The organism is Fulvivirga maritima (assembly GCF_021389955.1).
GTDB lineage: Bacteria > Bacteroidota > Bacteroidia > Cytophagales > Cyclobacteriaceae > Fulvivirga > Fulvivirga maritima.
Genome location: NZ_CP089980.1, coordinates 6,090,086 through 6,108,898, shown reverse-complemented (window position 1 = coordinate 6,108,898; position 18,813 = coordinate 6,090,086). Strand labels below are relative to the sequence as shown.

The following is an 18,813-nucleotide window of genomic DNA, read 5'->3' as shown; positions in this document are numbered from 1 at the left end:
TTTAGTTACCATACTGAATTTATGAAAAAAATCAGTTTTTAATAGAAAAAATGAAATTTTAATTCATCATCTCTCATCTCCAATGCTGGAGCAGGTAGGTGGATCATGTTTACAAAATAGATGAGGGTGTTCACTACTTTTGAATGCGATTGGTATTCACTCAAGTCAAAATCAATGCTCAGGAAGTACCTTCTTCTGGGGTTAAAGCCCATTTCTATGTTCTGATCTTTATCAGCATAGATCATGTCTGTGGTGCCGTAGCCTGCAGCTATATTGAGCCATTTAGGGAATGGTTTTTTTATGAATTTAGATAAGTTGACTGAAAACCAGTAAGTCTGTCCGTTATAGTCTTTGAGTATTTGTTCGGAGAGGTTGCTGCCAAGTAATTCTGGCCGCAAGTCAGGGTAATGGGTAGTGCGAAAGGAAAACTTAGGTTGAATGCGGATTTCATTCCATAATTTTTGCTGTCCGAAGTAAAATAGGGTTCCGGCTGTATTGGCTATGGCATCTCCATAGGAGGCTCCATATTCGGCAGAAAAGCCATCAAAAACTTCAATTGATGTCATGACCAACGTGCTTGCTAAGGAGCTCCAAAGTATAGACTTTTCTGAGCCTACACCAGCCCAGTGTAAGATGCGATCACCGCCTGAAGTGAGGTGAAAGGCACTATAAAAATGACCAAATTTATCTACCTGATTCCATTCATTGTTATCATTAAAAAAATGAAAACCTTCTCTTTCATAATCAGAATACCACAGGTGATTAAGGCCAATCATAGAGATGGTGTAAGCTCCGGCAGAGGCTATTATCAGAGGTTTTAGCCGCTTTTGTTGTTTAAGGCTATCTTGTGCCCGGCAGTTATAACTAACAAGTAAAAGTACCAGCAAGGTGATGGTTTTATTCCATGGCGTCATCTTCATTTCTTATTCCTTCTTTATTTACGCTGTTTTGGGTGTTTTTAGAGTCATCTTCTTGCTGTTGATTGGTCTCTTCGTCTTCCTCTTCTTCCTGGTTTTCTTTTTCCTTCTTTTTCTTTTTAAAAAGGTCCTTTAATTGGTCAAAGCTCTGGGTGTGGGTAATGCTAAAACCAGTAGTTATAGTATTTCGATTTTCATCTGTGGGGTTTATCGGGTTATAATTGGTGCGGTTATACATCTTAGCCTTGAACTTACCGTCAGGTGTAAGTATGTACTCCAGCGTCCAGTCTCCGGCTATACTAGAGATGTCCGTTCGGTTTTCCTGATTGGTGAAGCCTCCATTTCTGGTTACTCGCAGTCGTCCATCTAAAAAGGTGTAGCTCAGGCGTAGCTGAAAGGTATTGTAGGCTTCTTCATCCATTTTATCAAAATCCACATCCAGGTCAATTTCCAGGTTTTCATCTACCTGGGTTATCCAGTAGCTGAGCTGGTTAGAGAGCAGCTCACTCACACTACTGGTAATGGAGCCACCCGTGTTAAAGGATTGGAGAGGAGAGAACCGCCGGAGTACAATAAGGCTGAATACTTGTCTTTTTAGCTCTTGTTCGTCTATGCTGTTTTTAAATTTTAAAAATTCGAATTCTAAATCTACATCTGGCCGTTCAGCTACTTTAATGTTTCTCGGCAGGTTGCTGGTGAGGATATCAAAATTTACAGTAGGAGAAAGCAATGCGCCATCTATATCCAGATAGACTTTTACCGGGTACTTTCTTTTGATCTCCACCACATCTTCATATACAGAATCAGCTTCTTGCTGAATGAGTAGAGGTAAGAACGACGCCAGCTGATTATAGGTGGCTTTTATGTCAAGAATACCTTCATAAGGATCTCCATACCATGAAATTTTGCTGTTAGGAAGGATTTCAAATTCTTTGTTAATGATGCTATACAGGGTGAAGTTGTAGCCTCCTTCCTGGATCATGAAGTCTCCAAACATATTGAAATCTCCTTTGGTATCTATCTGAAGCTTAATGTCTCCATTTCCTCTACCTCTTATAATATCGCCTGATTTTATGTCAAATATAATCTCGCAATAAGCATCAGGAGTGAGGTTAAGGTCAAAGTTTAATTTAAGGCCTTTGAGATCTACTTTACCAACGTTATTAATCTCCTGAGTCTTGGTAGTGTCATTAAAATCAACAAAATGAATGTATTCTTCCTTTTCAATGCTTTCAGAGTCACCAATTGGTATGAAAATACGGGTTCCTTTTTCGCTGGTGGCCTGTGCATTAATGGTCATGTTACTGATAGGGCCGATAAAATCTATGTTACCCGTGGCGATTCCGGTGCCATAGAACAGGTTATTATCAGTGCTGCTGGTGTTAAGCACCATAAAGTTAGAAAGGTTGCCTTTTAGGTCTATAGCGAAATCTTTAAAATCAGTATGTGTGAAATAGCCATTGAGAGTGGCATTTTCATTACGGCTGTCTTTTACGGCCACGTTTTCAAAACCTATTTTATCTTTTTCAAAGTAAAAACCTCCAGCAAGAGAGTAGTTGGTATTGAGGTAATTGACATGTACCCGTGCGTTGTTTATATTTCCTTTTCCCTTAAAAATAGGATGGTATGGCGTGCCGGTAACGGTAATATGCCCGGTTACAGTACCATCTATCTGAGAAAAATAATCGTTTATGAAAGGTTCTAACGCATTTAGCTCGGTATCATTCAAATCAGCATTGAGCCTAAGCGGGTCTAATTCATCATCAGGAGAATAATAGCCAGTCAGAGAGAGGATGTTTTTACCCAGGCGCTTAATGTTCATTTTTATGTTGAACAGCTTCAGTTCATTGTTCCAGGTATTGTTACCTTGTATGTCGCCAATAAGAAATTTATCAATAGAAAAATCCTCAATCTCTACTTTGCTTTCTATGCGCATGTCTTCGTAGTAATTCTGGATATCAGCGTAGCCATTAACAGTACCTGCCAGGTCTTTAGATAGAATGGAGTTGATGTTTTCAATTTCTACACTATCTATTCTTAAAGAAAGAATGTCATCAGGATTGTGGGATATTTTTCCGTCTAATGAAATACTTTGAAAGTCATTAAAAATGCGGAGTCCTTCAATCGCTATTTCATCATTGATAATTGAAATCAGGTTAGACTCATCTAGCTGCCAGCTTTTGTCTAGTATTTTAAGGTCTGAGGGTAGGAGCCTGAGCTGGGTTTCATCCTGCTTAAAATCTACAGAGCCGAATAGGCGAGCGTAGTTAGCATATTTTACCTGATCAATATCAAACTCAAAGTCAATATGGTTTTTATTCCAGATCGCTTCCATGATCATATCTCTGGTTTCTATGCCAGAAAGTACCTGATTTTGAGAGTTAATATAGCCCATGGCCAGCACATTGGTGCTGTCAGATATTTTAGAGATGTTGAACTGTAATTCTGAGTTTACAAATGTGTCTTCTTTATAGATCAACGTATCTATTTGCGAGTTGATGGCTAAAATGGATGTGTAGCCACCAGTGACATTCCCAGTAATGGGTTGCATCTCAGAGATGTACAGGTCTGGAGAGAATAGCGTTAAAATAGGATTAGGATCTTTAATGTTAACATTATACTCTAGCCGATAATCTTTTCTGTTTGATGATTGCTTACGGGCATAATAATCTCGAATAGCCTTTCTGTCGTTTTGTAAGTTGAGCTCATACTCTTTGATCAGGGTTTTGAAATCATCATATACCACGGTAAAATCAAAAATTCCGTTTACTTTGGCGTCTACCAGATCGGTTTTAAGGGTTACTTGTCTTACTCCTTGTTTCTTTTCAGATATAATTTGTAGCGAATCTACATATAATGATTGGCCATTGTAAATTACTTGTGAGTGATAGAGATCAGCCAAGCCAGTAATGCTATCCAGCTGCAAGCCGCGAGCGTTTACATTAATTTCGCTTTGAATAAACAAGTCTTGCCCGGAAATATTAAGAGGCTTAAGAAAAGCGGTATCTAGCTGTGCCTGCACGTTGAATATATTAATGCCTTTTCTAAGGTCTATAGACCCCGTAGTGGTTAGCTTAAGGTTAGGATCATTAATTTCCATATAACCCTGGAAGAACTCCTTGGCGAATCTGGCATCTGTTTTTATGTCTTTATACTCATAATGATTAATGCCGATATAATCGATGTGCCCGTTGAGGTCAAAATCAGCATCTTCAAGAGTAAAACCCCGACCTTCTATTTCACCTTTTAACGTTACTTTTTGTAGTAATGAGTTGCCGGTGTACCCACCCACGTCAAAGTCTTGCATAATCAGCGTACCGCTATAGTCAGACTGGTTAATGTCTTCTTCTATTTTAAGGTTAATATCAGAAGTGATTCTGCCATACTTACTAAAGAAATCTCCTTTAGCCACAAAGTCATTAGGGAAACCTAAAAACTCGGCACTGAAGCTTACTCTATCAAAAGGGCGAAGCCGGTTGTAAGTTTTTGTTTTTACGTAGCTTTTAAGGTCAGTGGTTTTTACATAAGAGTTGCTTAAATCGAAGTTAATGAAGGTTTCCGCTATATTGGGTAAACCATCCATTCGTATTTTTCCTTTGAGAGCCGTGCCTTCACCAAATTTTAGTAGGGCATCGCTGAGGGTGAAGGAGGTTACTTTTCCTCTGAAGTTACCACTAAGCTGATAGATATCCTGGATGTTTCGCATATCAGGGGCGAAATATGCTAAGTCAGATGAATGGATAACCGAATTATTCAGATGGCCAGAGAGCCTTACTTTAGTGTTAAAATCATTTAAATCCAGCGTGCTATTGTATTTGAATACCACTGTGTCTTTGATGGTACTGTTGCCAATTTTCGCGTTAATCCCGAGAAATTCCATAGCACTCTGTGATACCCTATAGTTAGTGGTGAGATCTTTTACTTGGAGTTGAGTAAGGCTGTCATTCAAAGAGAGTTTTTCTACTTGAAAGGCAACTGTATCAGCAACAGCATTAAACTGGCCAAACTCACCATTGATATTAGTTAAAGTGAAATGGTAGTAGTCAAATGCATTCGTAATGGTATCCCGGCGAGGATCAGAGTAAGAAAAAGTGGAGTTTTTTACTGTGATATGATCAGATGATAATATCACCCTGCCGCCAGATTGCCCTGTGGCCTGAGCTCTTAATCTTCTGATAAGCTCATTGATATTGAGTGTTTCAACGGTATCATTAACTATAATTTGGGTTAAGAATACATTAGCGCCTATCAGGGTGATGTTATCTACGTTATGGTTTTCTTTATTGAGAAGACTTTTAAGGTTGAAATCAATTTGAATTTCATCGGCATGGATGAGTTTATTATTATCCAGGTCAATAACATTGAGTTCATCGATCTGAATTTCATCGAACCAATTCACATAAAGTCGGCCTACGGACAGGTTATAGCCGGTCAGCTCCGAATAATGTTCGGATACATAACTCACCAGTTTTGTTTGGATATAGGGGAACTGTACTGCGCCAGCAACTATGACCAATAGGAGAAAAACTGAGAGTATAAGCCAAAGTATTGTCTTAACTATACGTTTTTTAATAACTTGCGCCAAATTTGATTATTGAAAATGAACCCCACTATACTTGCTATAGAATCATCGTGTGACGAAACTTCTGCTGCAATTATTAAAAACGGCAAAGTACTTAATAATATTATTGCTACACAATCAGTACACGAAAAATATGGAGGAGTAGTTCCCGAATTAGCATCTCGGGCTCACCAACAGAACGTGGTACCGGTAATAGCGGAGGCTTTAAGTACTGCAGGAGTTGAAAAATCTGAGTTAGATGCCATTGCTTTTACCAGAGGTCCCGGCCTTTTGGGAGCATTATTGGTAGGTACTTCTTTTGCCAAGTCTATGGCCATGAGTCTTGATATTCCACTGATAGAGGTGAATCATATGCAGGCACATATTTTGGCACATTTTATTGATGATCCTAAACCATCATTTCCATTTTTATGCCTTACCGTGAGTGGGGGGCATACGCAGTTGGTAGTGGTTAAAGATTATCTGGAGATGGAAGTAATCGGAGAGACTCAGGATGATGCAGTAGGGGAAGCTTTTGATAAGTCAGCCAAGCTGCTGGAACTGCCTTACCCCGGAGGGCCACTGATAGACAAGTATGCGGCTGAAGGAAATGCCGATGCTTATGACTTTCCTGATACGGAAATGCCGGGGCTTAATTATTCATTTAGTGGTATAAAAACGGCTTTTATGTATTTTTTGCGAGATCAGAAAAGAAAAATCCTGATTTTGTGCAAGAAAATATGAATGATATCTGTGCCAGCTTACAAAAGGCTTTAATAAGAATGCTGATGCAAAAGCTGAAAAGAGCCAGTAATGAAACAGGCATTAGGGAGATAGCCATTGCTGGTGGAGTATCAGCTAACAGAGGATTAAGGCAAGAGCTGGATCGTTTATCTAAAGAAAAAGGCTGGAATGTGTATGTGCCCGATTTCCAATATTGCACAGATAATGCCGGCATGATAGCAATAGCTGCTCATTTCAAATATTTACAAGGAAAATTTAGTAATTTAGATATAAGCCCTATGGCTCGCATGAAAATCTAAATAACCTATGAAGCGCCTTCATCGTCTTGGTGATGTTAAAACTTATAACAGAGTAATTACTGAAGAGGATGTGGCTTCTTTTCATGGGCAAGTGGTTCATCATGTTTGCTCTACTTTTTCTCTGGCCAGGGATATAGAGTGGGCTTCAAGGCTGTTTGTGCTGGATATGTGCGAAGATGATGAAGAGGGGATAGGCACACAATTAGAAATAAAACATTTATCTCCGGCTCTCGTTGGAGACAAAATAGAGATTTCCGCTACCTTAAGAACCTTTGATAAAAATGAACTAATATGTGATTACACGGTTAAAGTAGGTGATAGGAAGGTGGCAGAAGGATTAACTGGGCAAAAGATATTAAAAAAGAATCTCATAATAGAGATTTTTTCTACCTTTGAGTGATTATGGCAAAAGAAAAGTCAAGATTTTCTAATAATATTAATATTAAAAACCGAAAAGCCAGGTACGAATATGAGTTTATAGATACTTATATTGCCGGTATGGCTTTGAAAGGTACTGAAATAAAGTCCATTAGAGAGGGGAAAGTGAACCTCATGGATGGATATTGCTATTTCAGTAAAGGAGAACTGTTTGTAAAAGGCATACATATTACACCTTATGCACAGGGTTCTTTTTATAATCATGAAACTAATCGTGACAGAAAACTTCTATTAAAAAAGAAAGAGCTGGATAAGATAGAAACCAAGATCAACGAGAAGGGGCTGACCCTGATCCCATCGAGGCTTTTTATTAATGACAGAGGCTTGGCTAAGCTAGAGGTAGCGCTGGCTAAGGGTAAGAAGTTGCATGATAAGCGTAATAGCATTAAGGAAAAGGACACAAAACGAGAACTCGAAAAAATAAAGTTATAATTGGCTATGGAAATCCAGGAAAAAGGTATTTGCAGGCTGAGCATAGTTCCGGTAAGAGCAGAGGGAAGTGATAAAAGTGAGATAGTGAGCCAGCTGTTGTTTGGTGAGCACTATACGGTCACTGAGGTTACAAAGGATAAGAAATGGCTCAGAATACTTATTCATTTTGATAAATATGAAGGTTGGATAGATGCTAAGCAACACACCTTTATTTCTGAGGATTATTTCAACCAAATCAATAACGTAGACTATAAGATCAGCACTGATCTGAGCTCCAGCATACTCTATCAAAAGCACCAGCTGCCGATAGTAATAGGAAGTATATTACCTATTTCTACCAATGAGCTCTTTAAGATGGAAGAGCAATTGGCCTATAATGGAGAGAGCAAAAGCCTTAGTCAGAAGCGAGAGTACGATTTTCTAAAGCATATCGCTTGTAAATACCTTAATGCACCTTACTTGTGGGGTGGGAGGTCTCCTTTTGGTATAGATTGTTCTGGTTTTACTCAAATCGTATTTAGAATATGCGGCTACCCTTTGCCAAGAGATGCTTCACAGCAGATAAGGGCAGGAGCACTTGTTCCGGCCCTGGAAGAAACTAAGCCGGGAGATTTGGCTTTCTTTGAAAATGAAGCCGGAAAGATTCATCATGTGGGTATTTTGCTTAATAAAGATGATATTATACATGCTTCTGGCTTGGTGCGCATAGACACGCTGGATGAAAAAGGTATTTTGAATAAGTCCACAGGTAGTTACAGTCATCGTTTATCTTCGATAAGGAGGGTGCTAAAAGACTAAATTATCCTCTTTGCTTTGCTTTCGTAATTGAATGCGTTTATATTAAGAGGATGAACCGTAAGGTGCTAGTTTTAAATCAGGATTTTAGTCCAATTTCAGTTTGTACTGTGCAAAGAGCCTTTCTTCTTAATTATTTGAAGAAAACAGAATTGGTGGCTTCAGCCAATGGGTATAAACTGCACTCAGTAACTAAAAGTTTTCCTATGCCTGCGGTTATCCGTTTGACTAAATATGTCAATGTTCCTTATAAAGGAGTGGCGCTTACCCGGCAAAATGTATTTAAGCGAGATAACTTTACCTGTCAGTATTGCGGCACTAAAAAGGAGCTTACTCTAGATCATGTAGTACCTCGCTCCAAAGGAGGAAAATCTGCCTGGAATAACCTGGTTACAGCCTGCAAAAGATGTAATACCAGAAAGGGAGATAACAGCCCGGAAGAAGTAGGAATAAGCCTTAAAACCAGTCCTTTCAGGCCTACCTACATTATGTTCCTAAGAGATTTTTCAGGTTTCCATTGCGATGAATGGATGCCTTTTCTCAAACGCCACTAATACTAAAAAGTAAGTGTAAACTCGGTTTCTACATGAGGTTCTGATGTTACTGATAGAGAACCATTATGTAGCTGCATGATTTGCCTGCTAAGGCTTAATCCTATACCTGACCCTCTTTTTTTGGTAGAATAAAAAGGAATAAATATTTGATCAAGAGCTTCTCTGATAATGCCAGGGCCATTGTCTGTAACACTAATTCTAATATTACTGCTGCTATCTGTGGAGGCGGATAGAACTATGGTTGGCGCCTCCGTATCTTCCAGTGCTTCAATGGCATTTTTAATAAGGTTAATAAGTACCTGCTCTATCAGTTCTTCATCCATGTTTAACTCCAGACTTTCGTCGTTTACCTGGCAGCTATAGTTGATCTGAGCCCTTTTTACTTCTACTTTCATTAACTGAGAAATATGATCGAGCAAATGAGCTACTTTGATAGGCTTCATTTTCGGTAATGGAATAGAGGTATAATCGCGGTATGCATCTATGAAGCGAATTAGTCCCTGACTACGTCCAGAGATAGTGCTGAGGCCATCTTGCAAGTCTTCTACCGTTTCATCTTCCAAGGTATAATGGTCTTCGTGCTTTTCCAGATCTTCCATTAAAATATCTTTCATGGTAGAAGTAAGCGAGGCAATAGGAGTGATGGAGTTCGTGATCTCATGGCGCAATACCCGGGTAAGGTTCTGCCACGCTTCCAGTTCCTTTTTCTGTAATTCTGGTTGTATGTTCTGGAAGGCGATCAACTTTATTTTTTTGCCTCTCAGTATCAGCTCAGTGGCATGTACTGATAGTTGAATGTCTCCTTCACTACGGTATAATGTGCTTTTTCCGGTAGGTAAATCAAATAGCACTTTGTATAACCTGGATTTATCAGCTATTAACTCTTCTATATTTCTCAGTCGCTCTACTTTTAAGAAACGCTTGGCCGTGGCATTCATCAGTTCTACTTTACCGTGCTCGTCAAAGGACATCAGGCCAGTGCTTACATGCTCTACCACGGTGTGGAGGTATTGCAGGTGCTCTTCTTTTTCTGATCGGGCTTTTCTGAAGGCTTCCAATACTTCATTAAAAGCCTGATTAAGGTCTTTGAAGCTTTGACCTAGGCGGTTGTCGGCAGCAAATCCTGATGAAAAATCAGAGTACTTCACTGATTCTAAAAAGCGAGTTAGTTTCCGGTTAGTATTAGAAATGAAGTTAAATAGCTCCAGCAGTTCAAAAATAACTACAGCACCTATTATGATGGCAGTTACAAATAGGGTGTCTGAGCCTATGCAATAAATAAAAGCGGCCATAGTGAGGCCTAGTAATATAACGCGAAATGCTACTTTAAATCTAAAATCTTTATAAACCATATTTTTCTAACCTTCTATAGAGTGAGGATCTGGTTAAGCCTAATTCTGAAGCTGCCTGGGTAATGTTTCCATTGTATTTCTTTAGCACCTTTCTGATTAGGATTTTTTCTACATCTTCCAGTTTAAACTGATCCAAAGTTACATTTTCGCCCTCCATGGTGTTTTGTGGCTGAGCATTAAAATTAAAATCTTCGGGTTGTAATACTTGAGAACCACTCATAATTACGGCTCTCTCTATAGCATGTTGCAACTCCCTGATATTGCCAGGCCAGTGGTGCTTTTGCATTCTGCTGACAGCGGCATCGCTGATCTTAAGTGCAGGTTTTTCATATTTCTCCGCATATTGCTTTAAGAAATGATTGGCCAGTAGCGGAATGTCTTCAATTCGCTCTCGTAAGGCGGGCAGCTCTATTTCTATGGTATTGATTCTGTACAAAAGATCTTGTCTGAATTTATTGTCTTTCACCATATCATACAGCGGCATGTTAGTAGCACAAACCAGCCTGATGTCTATGTTAGTCTCTTTATTAGCGCCTACACGACTTACCTTTCGGCTCTGTATGGCGGTAAGTATTTTAGCTTGTAGGGGGAGAGATAAGTTTCCGATCTCATCCAGAAAAAGTGTGCCTTTATTGGCGATTTCAAAACGCCCGGCCCGGTCTTCTTTGGCATCAGTAAATGCTCCTTTTTTATGACCGAACAGCTCACTTTCAAACAAAGTCTCGCTTACTGAACCTAAGTCTACATTGATAAATACTTCATCTTTTCTGTTAGAATTATTGTGAAGCGCTCGGGCTATTAGCTCTTTTCCGGTTCCGTTTTCACCGAGTATCAGCACATTGGCATCAGTGCCAGCCACACGATCAATGGTTTCAAACACTTTTCTTATGGCGGAGCTTTTGCCTATTATATCTTCATACCTGGAGTTAATCTGCAGGTTAATCTCTTTTTGCTTGATCTTTAAATCTTCTACCTCCTGTCTGGTTTGTCTGAGCTTCATGGCAGAGTAAAGCGTGGCTAGTAGTTTTTCGTTTTCCCATGGTTTCAGTACAAAATCTGTGGCTCCTGCTTTTATTGCTTTTACGGCCATTTGTACATCTCCATAAGCAGTTATCAATACCACTACAGCAGAAGGGTCTATTTCCAGAATTTTTTCTAACCAATAATAGCCTTCCTTACCACTACTTACATCTTTAGTAAAGTTCATGTCGAGCAATATGACATCATAGTCTTCATTAGTAATTAGCGAAGGGATGGCTTGTGGGTTCTTTTCTAAATCTACCTGCTCAAAATGACGCTTCAAAAATATTTTGGCTGCCTTTAAAAGGTCTTCGTTATCATCTACTATTAGTATACGTCCTGTCTTATTTGTCTTATCGCCCATGTTAGAATGTTTGTGTTCGATTTTATGCTTAGAAGGCAAAGGTGATACCTAAATGGTATGCTCATCGATGAAAATCATGTATTTGCGCTCATATGACTAAGAATAAAGCTTTATGTTACTCAATAAATGAAAACCGGACAAATAATTGTTCGTTTTATTGTTCGGTGGCGGACGATCACGTCCATTCATGAACGTAATCGGACTGGTGTTTTTTGCGAAAAAGGTCGTATCTGAGGCTTCAGGCCATTTGGCACACTTGTTGGCAAAAGAGAAATCAAACCTTAAAACACTTAGTCTGCATGGACCGAAAAATAAAGAAAAAAACGTGGACCTTTAAAAAGATAGCCACCATAGGAGGAGGAGCCTTGGTGCTAGGCTTTATAATATATCTCTTAGTATTTGCTGATAGAAGATCAAAGCTTAATGTTGATAAAGAAAAAATAACCATTTCTTCTGTGAGAAGAGGAATCTTTCAGGAGAGGATACCTCAAACAGGTACAGTAGAGCCAAGTGTTACTTTTTACTTAGATGCTATAGAAGGAGGAAATATAAAGAAGGTGTATAAGGAAAGTGGAGCCATGCTGCAAAAAGGAGATGTGATAGTGGAGCTTTCTAACCTTAACAGAGAGCTGAGCGTGTTGTCTCAAGAAGCGGGACTTAACGAAAGTATTAACAGAGTACGCCAAACCAGACTTTCTTTAGAACAGAATGACTTACAACAACAGCAGACCCTGGCTCAGATAGATAATGAGCTGGCTAAGCTGAAGCCACAGTATGAAAGACAAAAAATGCTTTATGAGAAGAAACTAATCAGCAAGCAAGAGTTTGAGCAAACTGAGGCAGATTACGAATACAACTTAAAAAGAAGAAAAATCACCTATACAAGCTATAAAAATGACTCTCTTTCTAGAGTGAGACAGCTTACTCAGCTAAACCGATCAGAGAGAAGAATGACGCAAAGCCTTGAAGGTGTAGGTCAGATCTTAGACAATTTAACCATTAAGTCACCTATAGATGGCCAGCTTTCTACTCCACCATTATTTGAAGGACAGGCAGTAAGCCAGGGACAGAGATTAGGGCAGGTAGATAAAATAGGTAGTTACAAAGTAAGAGTTCCTATTGATGAGCTTTACTTACCTAGAATATCTACTGGTTTAAATGCCACTACCACCTTTGCCAATAAGGAGTATAAGCTGGTCATTACCTACATTTACCCTACCATTACTAATGGAAGATTTGAGGTAGATATGGAGTTTGTAAATGATGCTCCTGAAGGTATCAGAAGAGGGCAATCATTACGATTAAGAATAGAGTTGGGGCAATCATCAGAAGAGCTGCTGCTATCAGTAGGAGGTTTCTATAAAGATACTGGTGGTAATTGGGTGTATGTAGTGAGTGAAGATGGTTCTTCGGCAGAGAAAAGAAAAATAAGACTAGGCAGGAAGAATCCTGAAAACTTTGAAGTACTAGAAGGTTTGCAGCCAGGAGAAAAAGTGATTACCTCCAGCTATGATAACTTTGGTGATAACGAAGTATTAGTTCTAAAATAAAAATATAAAGGTCAAAAACTCAAAACTTAAAAAATTTAAACCTATGTCAATGATACAAATCAAAAACTTACAAAAGGTCTACACTACTGATGAGGTAGAAACCACTGCGCTCAATAGCATTAACATTGAAATTAAAGAGGGGGAGTTTGTAGCTATTATGGGGCCATCAGGCTGTGGTAAATCCACACTTCTGAATATTTTAGGACTGTTAGATAACCCGAGTGATGGTGAATATCACTTTGGAGAGCATGAAGTGGCTAATTATTCTGAAAGACAAAGAGCACAGCTTAGAAAAGGATCTATTGGCTTTGTTTTTCAGAGCTTTAACCTGATTGATGAACTTACTGTATTTGAAAATGTAGAGCTACCACTTTTGTATTTAAAAGTACCTTCAGCAGAGCGTAAGCAGCGTGTAGAAGAAGTGCTGGAGAGAATGAACATCATGCATAGACGTAACCACTTCCCGCAGCAGCTTTCTGGTGGTCAGCAGCAGCGTGTGGCTATTGCAAGAGCCATTGTAGCTAAGCCAAGCGTAATTTTAGCGGATGAGCCTACGGGTAACTTAGACTCTGCCAATGGTGAAGAAGTGATGAAATTATTAGCTGAGCTGAATGAGGAAGGTACCACTATCATTATGGTTACTCACTCTCCATATGATGCTAATTATGCTCACCGTATCATTAACTTGTTTGATGGTAAAGTGGTAACTGAGAATATTAAAGAACAATTTCATATATAAATGAAGAAACCGGTTTAGGCCGGTTTTATTTCATTTCGATACTTGGTAATACAAGGTACTGAGCAGGGAAAATTATTTCTTCATGCAACCTTTGCTCTCACTCATTAGTCTTTGGTTTATAACTCCACTCCTAAATCTCACCGACATGTTCAAAAATTACCTTAAAATCACCTTTCGCAGTCTTTGGAAGAGTAAAGTATTTGTCCTTATCAATGTTTTAGGAATGGGCATATCCATGGCATGTTGTATTGTAGCCTACCTTAATTATAGCTTTAATGTAGATTTTGATAAGCAGCATGTTAATGCCGATGAAATATATAGGGTAGACTTTCTTAGAGATTTTCAGGGGAATGTTACTAGAAATGGAATAGCGCCTCAGCCGCTGGGCAACACGGTGAAGGATAAACTTACCGGCGTAGAGGAAGTGGTGACTTGCGTGCCTGTATATTCAAACATTAAACTGGAGGATGATCTTTTTGCTACAGATATACTCTTTGCAGACAAAGGCTTTTTTGAAACTTTCACTTTTCCCTTAGTAAGTGGTGTAGAGCGTGATTTTAATGATAAGTCTAAGATATTTATCAGTAATGAGGTGGCTGAGAAATACTTTGGAGATAAGGAGGCAATTGGCCAGCAAATCACTCATATGCTCGATAGTGGCACTCACGAGTATATTATAGCCGGCGTATTTGAAAAAATGCCTGATAATTCAAGCTTTCAGTTCGATGCTGTAACTCTAATGGATAATTATTATGACAGCTTTCAGGATGAGGAAATTGATAATTGGAAAAGGTGGAATGTATTGTTTCTTCACGTACCTGATGAGAAAAACATACCTGCCATAGAGAATGAATTGCAAAAGTACGTTCCCATTCAAAATAAAGCCAGAGAAGATTTTCAAGTAGCTTCTTTTTATCTGGAACCTTTCGAAGGTATGGCGGTGAGAAAGCAAAGAGAGGATGTTCATAACCATTGGTTCAGAAACAGTCTGCCTACTCCTGCGGTAATTGCTCCGGTGGTCATGTCAATTTTAATATTGCTGATCGCCATTTGTAATTTCACCAATACTTCCATAGCCATTTCAAGTAGGCGTTTAAAAGAAATAGGCATTAGAAAAGTAATGGGCAGCCGAAAAAGCCAGGTGATTTTTCAGTTTCTTTTAGAGAATATTACGCTTTGTTTATTGTCAGCTATAGTGGCTCTTCTTATGGCGGAGATTATGGTGCCTGCTTATAATCAAATGTGGGATTTTGTAGATCTTGATCTTAACTACCTTTCTAATGCCAATTTTCTGCTGTTTATGCTAGGGCTGTTGATATTCACAGGGCTAGTGGCAGGGAGTTATCCTGCATTTTATATCAGCAAATTTGAAGCTACCAACATACTGAAAGGAACCTTTAAATTTGGAGGTGTTAATTGGCTTACTAAAGTGCTGCTTTGCGTACAGTTTAGTATTTCTCTTATTGCCTTAATAGCAGCTGTTGCTTTTATTCAAAATGCTGATTATCAAAAGAAGTTTGATTTTGGATTTGAAAGGGAAGGAATAATCTATAGCTACATTAATGGTAAAAAGGAATTTGATCTATATAAAAACGAACTTGAAGGTAATGATGATATTATAGCAGTAGCCGGTACTAAACATCATATCCTTTCCGCTATGATTAATGATCCTATTAAGTATGAATCTCAGGAGTTGGAGACAGATATACTGGAGGTGGACTATGATTACATGGATATCATGGGCATGACCTTGTTAGAAGGAAGAAATTTTAATAAGGACTCAGAGACGGATAGAAATGAATCGATCATTATTAATGAAAAATTGGCTAGTCAATTAGGGCTTAATGAGCCTTTGGGAGCCAAAGTGGTCTGGAGAGATACTGTGCCTCTCTATGTAGTAGGTGTAATGAAGGACTACTATTCTGGCGGCCTTTGGCAGGATATTGAGCCCACTATCTTCAGGTTGAATAATGATGATGAATACAGTCGGATTATAGTAAAAGCAAAAATATCTAAACTCAAAGATGTAAATGAATATATGGCTGCCAGATGGAAGGAGCTGTTTCCTAATAGATTATATTCTGCTGTTTTTATGGATAGTGATAGTAAGGAGGCCAGCTCAGTAAATACTAATATTTTGAAGATGTTTATTTTTCTGGGACTGGTAGCCACTTTACTTTCTGCCAGTGGTCTGTTCAGCATGGTTTCATTGAATATTATCAGGAGAATGAAGGAAATAGGAGTGAGGAAGGTGCTCGGAGCTTCCATATCTAATATTGCCTATAGGCTTAACCTTCAGTTTTATATCATATTGATTATAGCGGCCATGTTAGGGTCACTGGCCAGCTATTATTTTATTGATTCATTAATGGCCAGTATTTGGCGCTTTTATCAACATACTAGTCCTATTACCTTTATTGTAGGCATAGTTTTGATACTAGTGGTTTCATTAATTACAATAGGCTCTAAAGTGTACAATGCTGCCGCTATGAATCCGGTAGACACCCTGCGTGATGAATAATTTTTCATAATAGATGTAACATCATTAAAAGAATATAGTCTAAAGGTCAAAGGTCAAAAACTCAAACAACAACACACATGTTAACTAATTACCTCAAAGTTGCTTTTCGCAACATTACTAAACACAAACTCTTTTCGGTCATCAATATTCTTGGGCTTACCATAGGTATTGCAGGTACGCTTTTCATTGTAATGTATATTCAGGACGAACTTAGTTATGATCGGTTCAATGAAAAAGGAGATAGAATTTATAGAGTCAATTTGCATGGCAAGATAGCCGGGCAGGAGGTACATACTACCAGCACTGCTTACCCATTATATAAGGCATTAGTAGAGGAGATACCAGAAATAGAACAAGCCACACGTGTCAATGATATGCGCGAGTGGATATTCCGATATGAAGAGAAGGCATTTAAAGAAGATAAAGTGATGGCTGTTGATTCTAATTTCTTTAATTTTTTCAGCTATGAACTGGTTAAAGGTAATCCTGATAAAGCGTTGCAAGATCCGAATAGTATAGTTATTTCTGAATTATTAGCAGAGAAATACTTTGGTGATGAAAATCCGCTTGATAAGACTATGGCCATAGGTAATGATAAGTCTAGCTATAAGGTTACTGGTGTTTTTGCGGAGGTACCAGGTAACTCTCATTTAAAGTTTAATGCTCTTTTATCATCCAGCTCCTTCCCTTGGATGAACAGAGATCAATGGCTTAGCAATAGCTTGTGGACTTATTATATGATTAACAAAACTGGTAACCCGGCGGAGGTAGATCACAAGATGGATGCCATGATTGAAACACATGTGAGCCCTACTTTTGTGGAGTTTATGGGTAAAAGCCTGGCGGAATTTAGAAATGAAGGCGGTATTTATCGGTATTGGAGTATTCCTCTTTATGATATTCACCTGAAATCCAGCTTAAGAGATGAACCCGAACCTCCGGGCAGTATGAGCTACATCTGGATTATGACCGTCATAGGCATATTTATTATGGTAATTGCCTGTATTAATTTCATGAATCTTACTACAGCCAAATCAGCAGGTAGGGCTAAAGAAGTGGGGCTTCGTAAAACGCTAGGCTCACTAAGAACCACTTTGATCGGCCAGTTTTTAACGGAATCCGTTGCTTATACTTTAATAGGTGCGGTGTTAGCTATGGGTGTGGTTTATGCATTAATGCCTTTGTTTAATGAAATATCAGGGAAGGAGTTACAGGCAAGTCAGTTATTAAATATCAACTTGTTGGGGATCTTATTTGCGGTAATAATATTCGTAGGTTTACTAGCAGGTAGTTATCCGGCTTTATATCTCACTTCATTTAAAATTACTGAAGTGCTTAAAGGAAAGCTGAGAGCAGGTATGAAGAGTGGAGGAGTCAGAAGTTTTTTAGTTACTTTTCAGTTCTGGATTTCAATAGTGCTTATCATCTGCACAGCTATTGTTTATCAGCAGCTCAAGTACGTTCAAAATCAGAATTTGGGTTTTGATAAAGATCATATTCTTTTAATAAATGATGCCTCTCGTCTGGACAAAAATCAAGTGGCCTTTAAAAATGAATTGAGAGCTAATACCAATATAGCCGGCGTTAGCTATTCTAATAATACAGTGCCGGGAGTTAATAATACCACCATCTTCAGAGGAGAAGGAGATGCTGCTGATCATATGATGTCTACCTATTATGCTGATTACGACCATCTCAAAGCACTGGACTTGAAGCTAGTGGAAGGAAGGTTTTTTAGCAGAGATTTTCCGTCAGACTCTAACGCAGTGGTAATTAATGAAGCGGCTGTTAGAGAAATGGGATGGCAAGATCCATTGAGTGAAAAAATCATTGATTTTAATGGAGATTCGGCAGTGAGTAGAGCTGTTATTGGGGTAGTGAAAGATTATAATTATGAAAGTTTGAAGTTCAATGTGAGGCCATTAGTGCTTCATTTTACCAATACAGGAAATGTACTGTATGTTCGTATAGCGGGAGATGATCCTGGTAGAATGGTTGCCGACATTACCAACGCTTGGGATAAGTATATGACCGGAGATCCGCTTTCATATTCATTTTTAGATGAAGACTATGATGCGCTATTTCGATCAGAGCAGCGACTAGGTAAAGTGTTTACGGTATTTACTGTTTTGGCAATATTTATAGCCTGCCTTGGTTTATTTGGTTTAGCAGCATTTATGGCAGAGCAAAGAACCAAAGAGATAGGCATACGAAAAGTTTTAGGAGCAAGTGTGTGGAGCATCACTTCACTGATGTCAGCAGAATTTACCAAGCTCGTACTAATTGCTTTTGTCCTGGCTATCTATCCGGCTTATTATGTAATGGACAGTTGGTTAGAGGGTTTTGCTAACAAGGTAGAGATCAGCTATTGGATCTTTGCCCTGGGCGGACTATCTGCCTTATTGATATCATGGCTTACCGTGAGCTATCAATCCTTAAAAGCCGCTAAGGTGGACCCTGTTCGGTCTTTGAAGTATGAGTAATTAGGGATTATAAATAAAAACAGACAGGCTCAAAAGTAACTACT

Annotated in this window: 12 protein-coding genes and 1 pseudogene; 9 read left to right on the top strand and 4 right to left on the bottom strand. The window is 38.8% G+C overall.

Annotated elements, in window-relative coordinates; all coding sequences use genetic code 11:
• Nucleotides 1-38: 38 nt before the first annotated feature.
• Together LVD15_RS25525 and LVD15_RS25520 are read right to left on the bottom strand one after the other, a co-directional pair.
• Nucleotides 39-920 (bottom strand): DUF2279 domain-containing protein, encoded by an 882-nt coding sequence (locus tag LVD15_RS25525; RefSeq protein WP_233778013.1) that lies wholly within the window; start codon nucleotides 918-920, stop codon nucleotides 39-41.
• Nucleotides 898-5,382 (bottom strand): translocation/assembly module TamB domain-containing protein, encoded by a 4,485-nt coding sequence (locus LVD15_RS25520; RefSeq protein WP_233778012.1) that lies wholly within the window; start codon nucleotides 5,380-5,382, stop codon nucleotides 898-900. The genes LVD15_RS25525 and LVD15_RS25520 overlap by 23 nt, the downstream gene beginning before the upstream one ends.
• Nucleotides 5,383-5,517: 135 nt before the next feature.
• Between LVD15_RS25520 and tsaD the strand changes: the two are divergent.
• The 5 genes and pseudogenes from tsaD (at nucleotide 5,518) to LVD15_RS25495 (ending at nucleotide 8,740) form a co-directional block, all read left to right on the top strand.
• Nucleotides 5,518-6,521: pseudogene (gene tsaD / locus LVD15_RS25515) on the top strand (tRNA (adenosine(37)-N6)-threonylcarbamoyltransferase complex transferase subunit TsaD).
• A gap of 7 nt (nucleotides 6,522-6,528) precedes the next feature.
• A complete protein-coding gene (locus LVD15_RS25510) occupies nucleotides 6,529-6,921 on the top strand; it encodes a thioesterase family protein (RefSeq protein WP_233778011.1) in 393 nt (130 codons plus the stop codon).
• Nucleotides 6,922-6,923: 2 nt separating this feature from the next.
• Nucleotides 6,924-7,391, top strand: coding sequence for an SsrA-binding protein SmpB (gene smpB / locus LVD15_RS25505; protein WP_233778010.1), 468 nt, complete (start codon nucleotides 6,924-6,926; stop codon nucleotides 7,389-7,391).
• A gap of 6 nt (nucleotides 7,392-7,397) precedes the next feature.
• Nucleotides 7,398-8,189, top strand: coding sequence for a C40 family peptidase (locus tag LVD15_RS25500; RefSeq protein ID WP_233778009.1), 792 nt, complete (start codon nucleotides 7,398-7,400; stop codon nucleotides 8,187-8,189).
• A gap of 50 nt (nucleotides 8,190-8,239) precedes the next feature.
• Entirely contained in the window at nucleotides 8,240-8,740 is a 501-nt protein-coding gene (locus LVD15_RS25495; protein ID WP_233778008.1) for an HNH endonuclease, read from the top strand.
• A gap of 2 nt (nucleotides 8,741-8,742) precedes the next feature.
• On the opposite strand, the gene LVD15_RS25490 is transcribed toward LVD15_RS25495, so the two are convergent.
• On the bottom strand, nucleotides 8,743-10,092 hold the full coding sequence (locus LVD15_RS25490) for a sensor histidine kinase (RefSeq protein ID WP_233778007.1): 1,350 nt from the start codon (nucleotides 10,090-10,092) through the stop codon (nucleotides 8,743-8,745).
• A complete protein-coding gene (locus tag LVD15_RS25485; RefSeq protein WP_233778006.1) occupies nucleotides 10,082-11,476 on the bottom strand; it encodes a sigma-54-dependent transcriptional regulator in 1,395 nt (464 codons plus the stop codon). The genes LVD15_RS25490 and LVD15_RS25485 overlap by 11 nt, the downstream gene beginning before the upstream one ends.
• A gap of 299 nt (nucleotides 11,477-11,775) precedes the next feature.
• On the opposite strand from LVD15_RS25485, the gene LVD15_RS25480 reads away from it, so the two are divergent.
• From LVD15_RS25480 to LVD15_RS25465, 4 genes are all read left to right on the top strand, one after another.
• Nucleotides 11,776-13,026: an efflux RND transporter periplasmic adaptor subunit gene (locus LVD15_RS25480; protein ID WP_233778005.1), complete on the top strand. Its 1,251-nt coding sequence runs from the start codon at nucleotides 11,776-11,778 to the stop codon at nucleotides 13,024-13,026.
• 49 nt (nucleotides 13,027-13,075) lie between these two features.
• Nucleotides 13,076-13,765 carry an ABC transporter ATP-binding protein gene (locus tag LVD15_RS25475; protein WP_233778004.1) on the top strand — a complete coding sequence of 230 codons (690 nt, stop codon included), beginning with the start codon at nucleotides 13,076-13,078 and terminating at the stop codon, nucleotides 13,763-13,765.
• Nucleotides 13,766-13,910: 145 nt separating this feature from the next.
• Nucleotides 13,911-16,286 carry an ABC transporter permease gene (locus LVD15_RS25470; RefSeq protein WP_233778003.1) on the top strand — a complete coding sequence of 792 codons (2,376 nt, stop codon included), beginning with the start codon at nucleotides 13,911-13,913 and terminating at the stop codon, nucleotides 16,284-16,286.
• A gap of 77 nt (nucleotides 16,287-16,363) precedes the next feature.
• Nucleotides 16,364-18,769, top strand: a complete 2,406-nt coding sequence (locus tag LVD15_RS25465) for an ABC transporter permease (RefSeq protein ID WP_202245228.1) — start codon at nucleotides 16,364-16,366, stop codon at nucleotides 18,767-18,769.
• Nucleotides 18,770-18,813 lie beyond the last annotated feature (44 nt).

Excerpts from the sequence above, each read along its gene's own strand:
- LVD15_RS25525 (WP_233778013.1), bottom strand. The coding sequence starts at position 920 with ATGAAGATGACGCCATGGAATAAAACCATCACCTTGCTGGTACTTTTA.
- LVD15_RS25510 (WP_233778011.1), top strand. The coding sequence starts at position 6,529 with ATGAAGCGCCTTCATCGTCTTGGTGATGTTAAAACTTATAACAGAGTA.
- smpB (WP_233778010.1), top strand. The coding sequence starts at position 6,924 with ATGGCAAAAGAAAAGTCAAGATTTTCTAATAATATTAATATTAAAAAC.
- LVD15_RS25500 (WP_233778009.1), top strand. The coding sequence starts at position 7,398 with ATGGAAATCCAGGAAAAAGGTATTTGCAGGCTGAGCATAGTTCCGGTA.
- LVD15_RS25495 (WP_233778008.1), top strand. The coding sequence starts at position 8,240 with ATGAACCGTAAGGTGCTAGTTTTAAATCAGGATTTTAGTCCAATTTCA.
- LVD15_RS25490 (WP_233778007.1), bottom strand. The coding sequence starts at position 10,092 with ATGGTTTATAAAGATTTTAGATTTAAAGTAGCATTTCGCGTTATATTA.
- LVD15_RS25485 (WP_233778006.1), bottom strand. The coding sequence starts at position 11,476 with ATGGGCGATAAGACAAATAAGACAGGACGTATACTAATAGTAGATGAT.
- LVD15_RS25480 (WP_233778005.1), top strand. The coding sequence starts at position 11,776 with ATGGACCGAAAAATAAAGAAAAAAACGTGGACCTTTAAAAAGATAGCC.
- LVD15_RS25475 (WP_233778004.1), top strand. The coding sequence starts at position 13,076 with ATGATACAAATCAAAAACTTACAAAAGGTCTACACTACTGATGAGGTA.
- LVD15_RS25470 (WP_233778003.1), top strand. The coding sequence starts at position 13,911 with ATGTTCAAAAATTACCTTAAAATCACCTTTCGCAGTCTTTGGAAGAGT.
- LVD15_RS25465 (WP_202245228.1), top strand. The coding sequence starts at position 16,364 with ATGTTAACTAATTACCTCAAAGTTGCTTTTCGCAACATTACTAAACAC.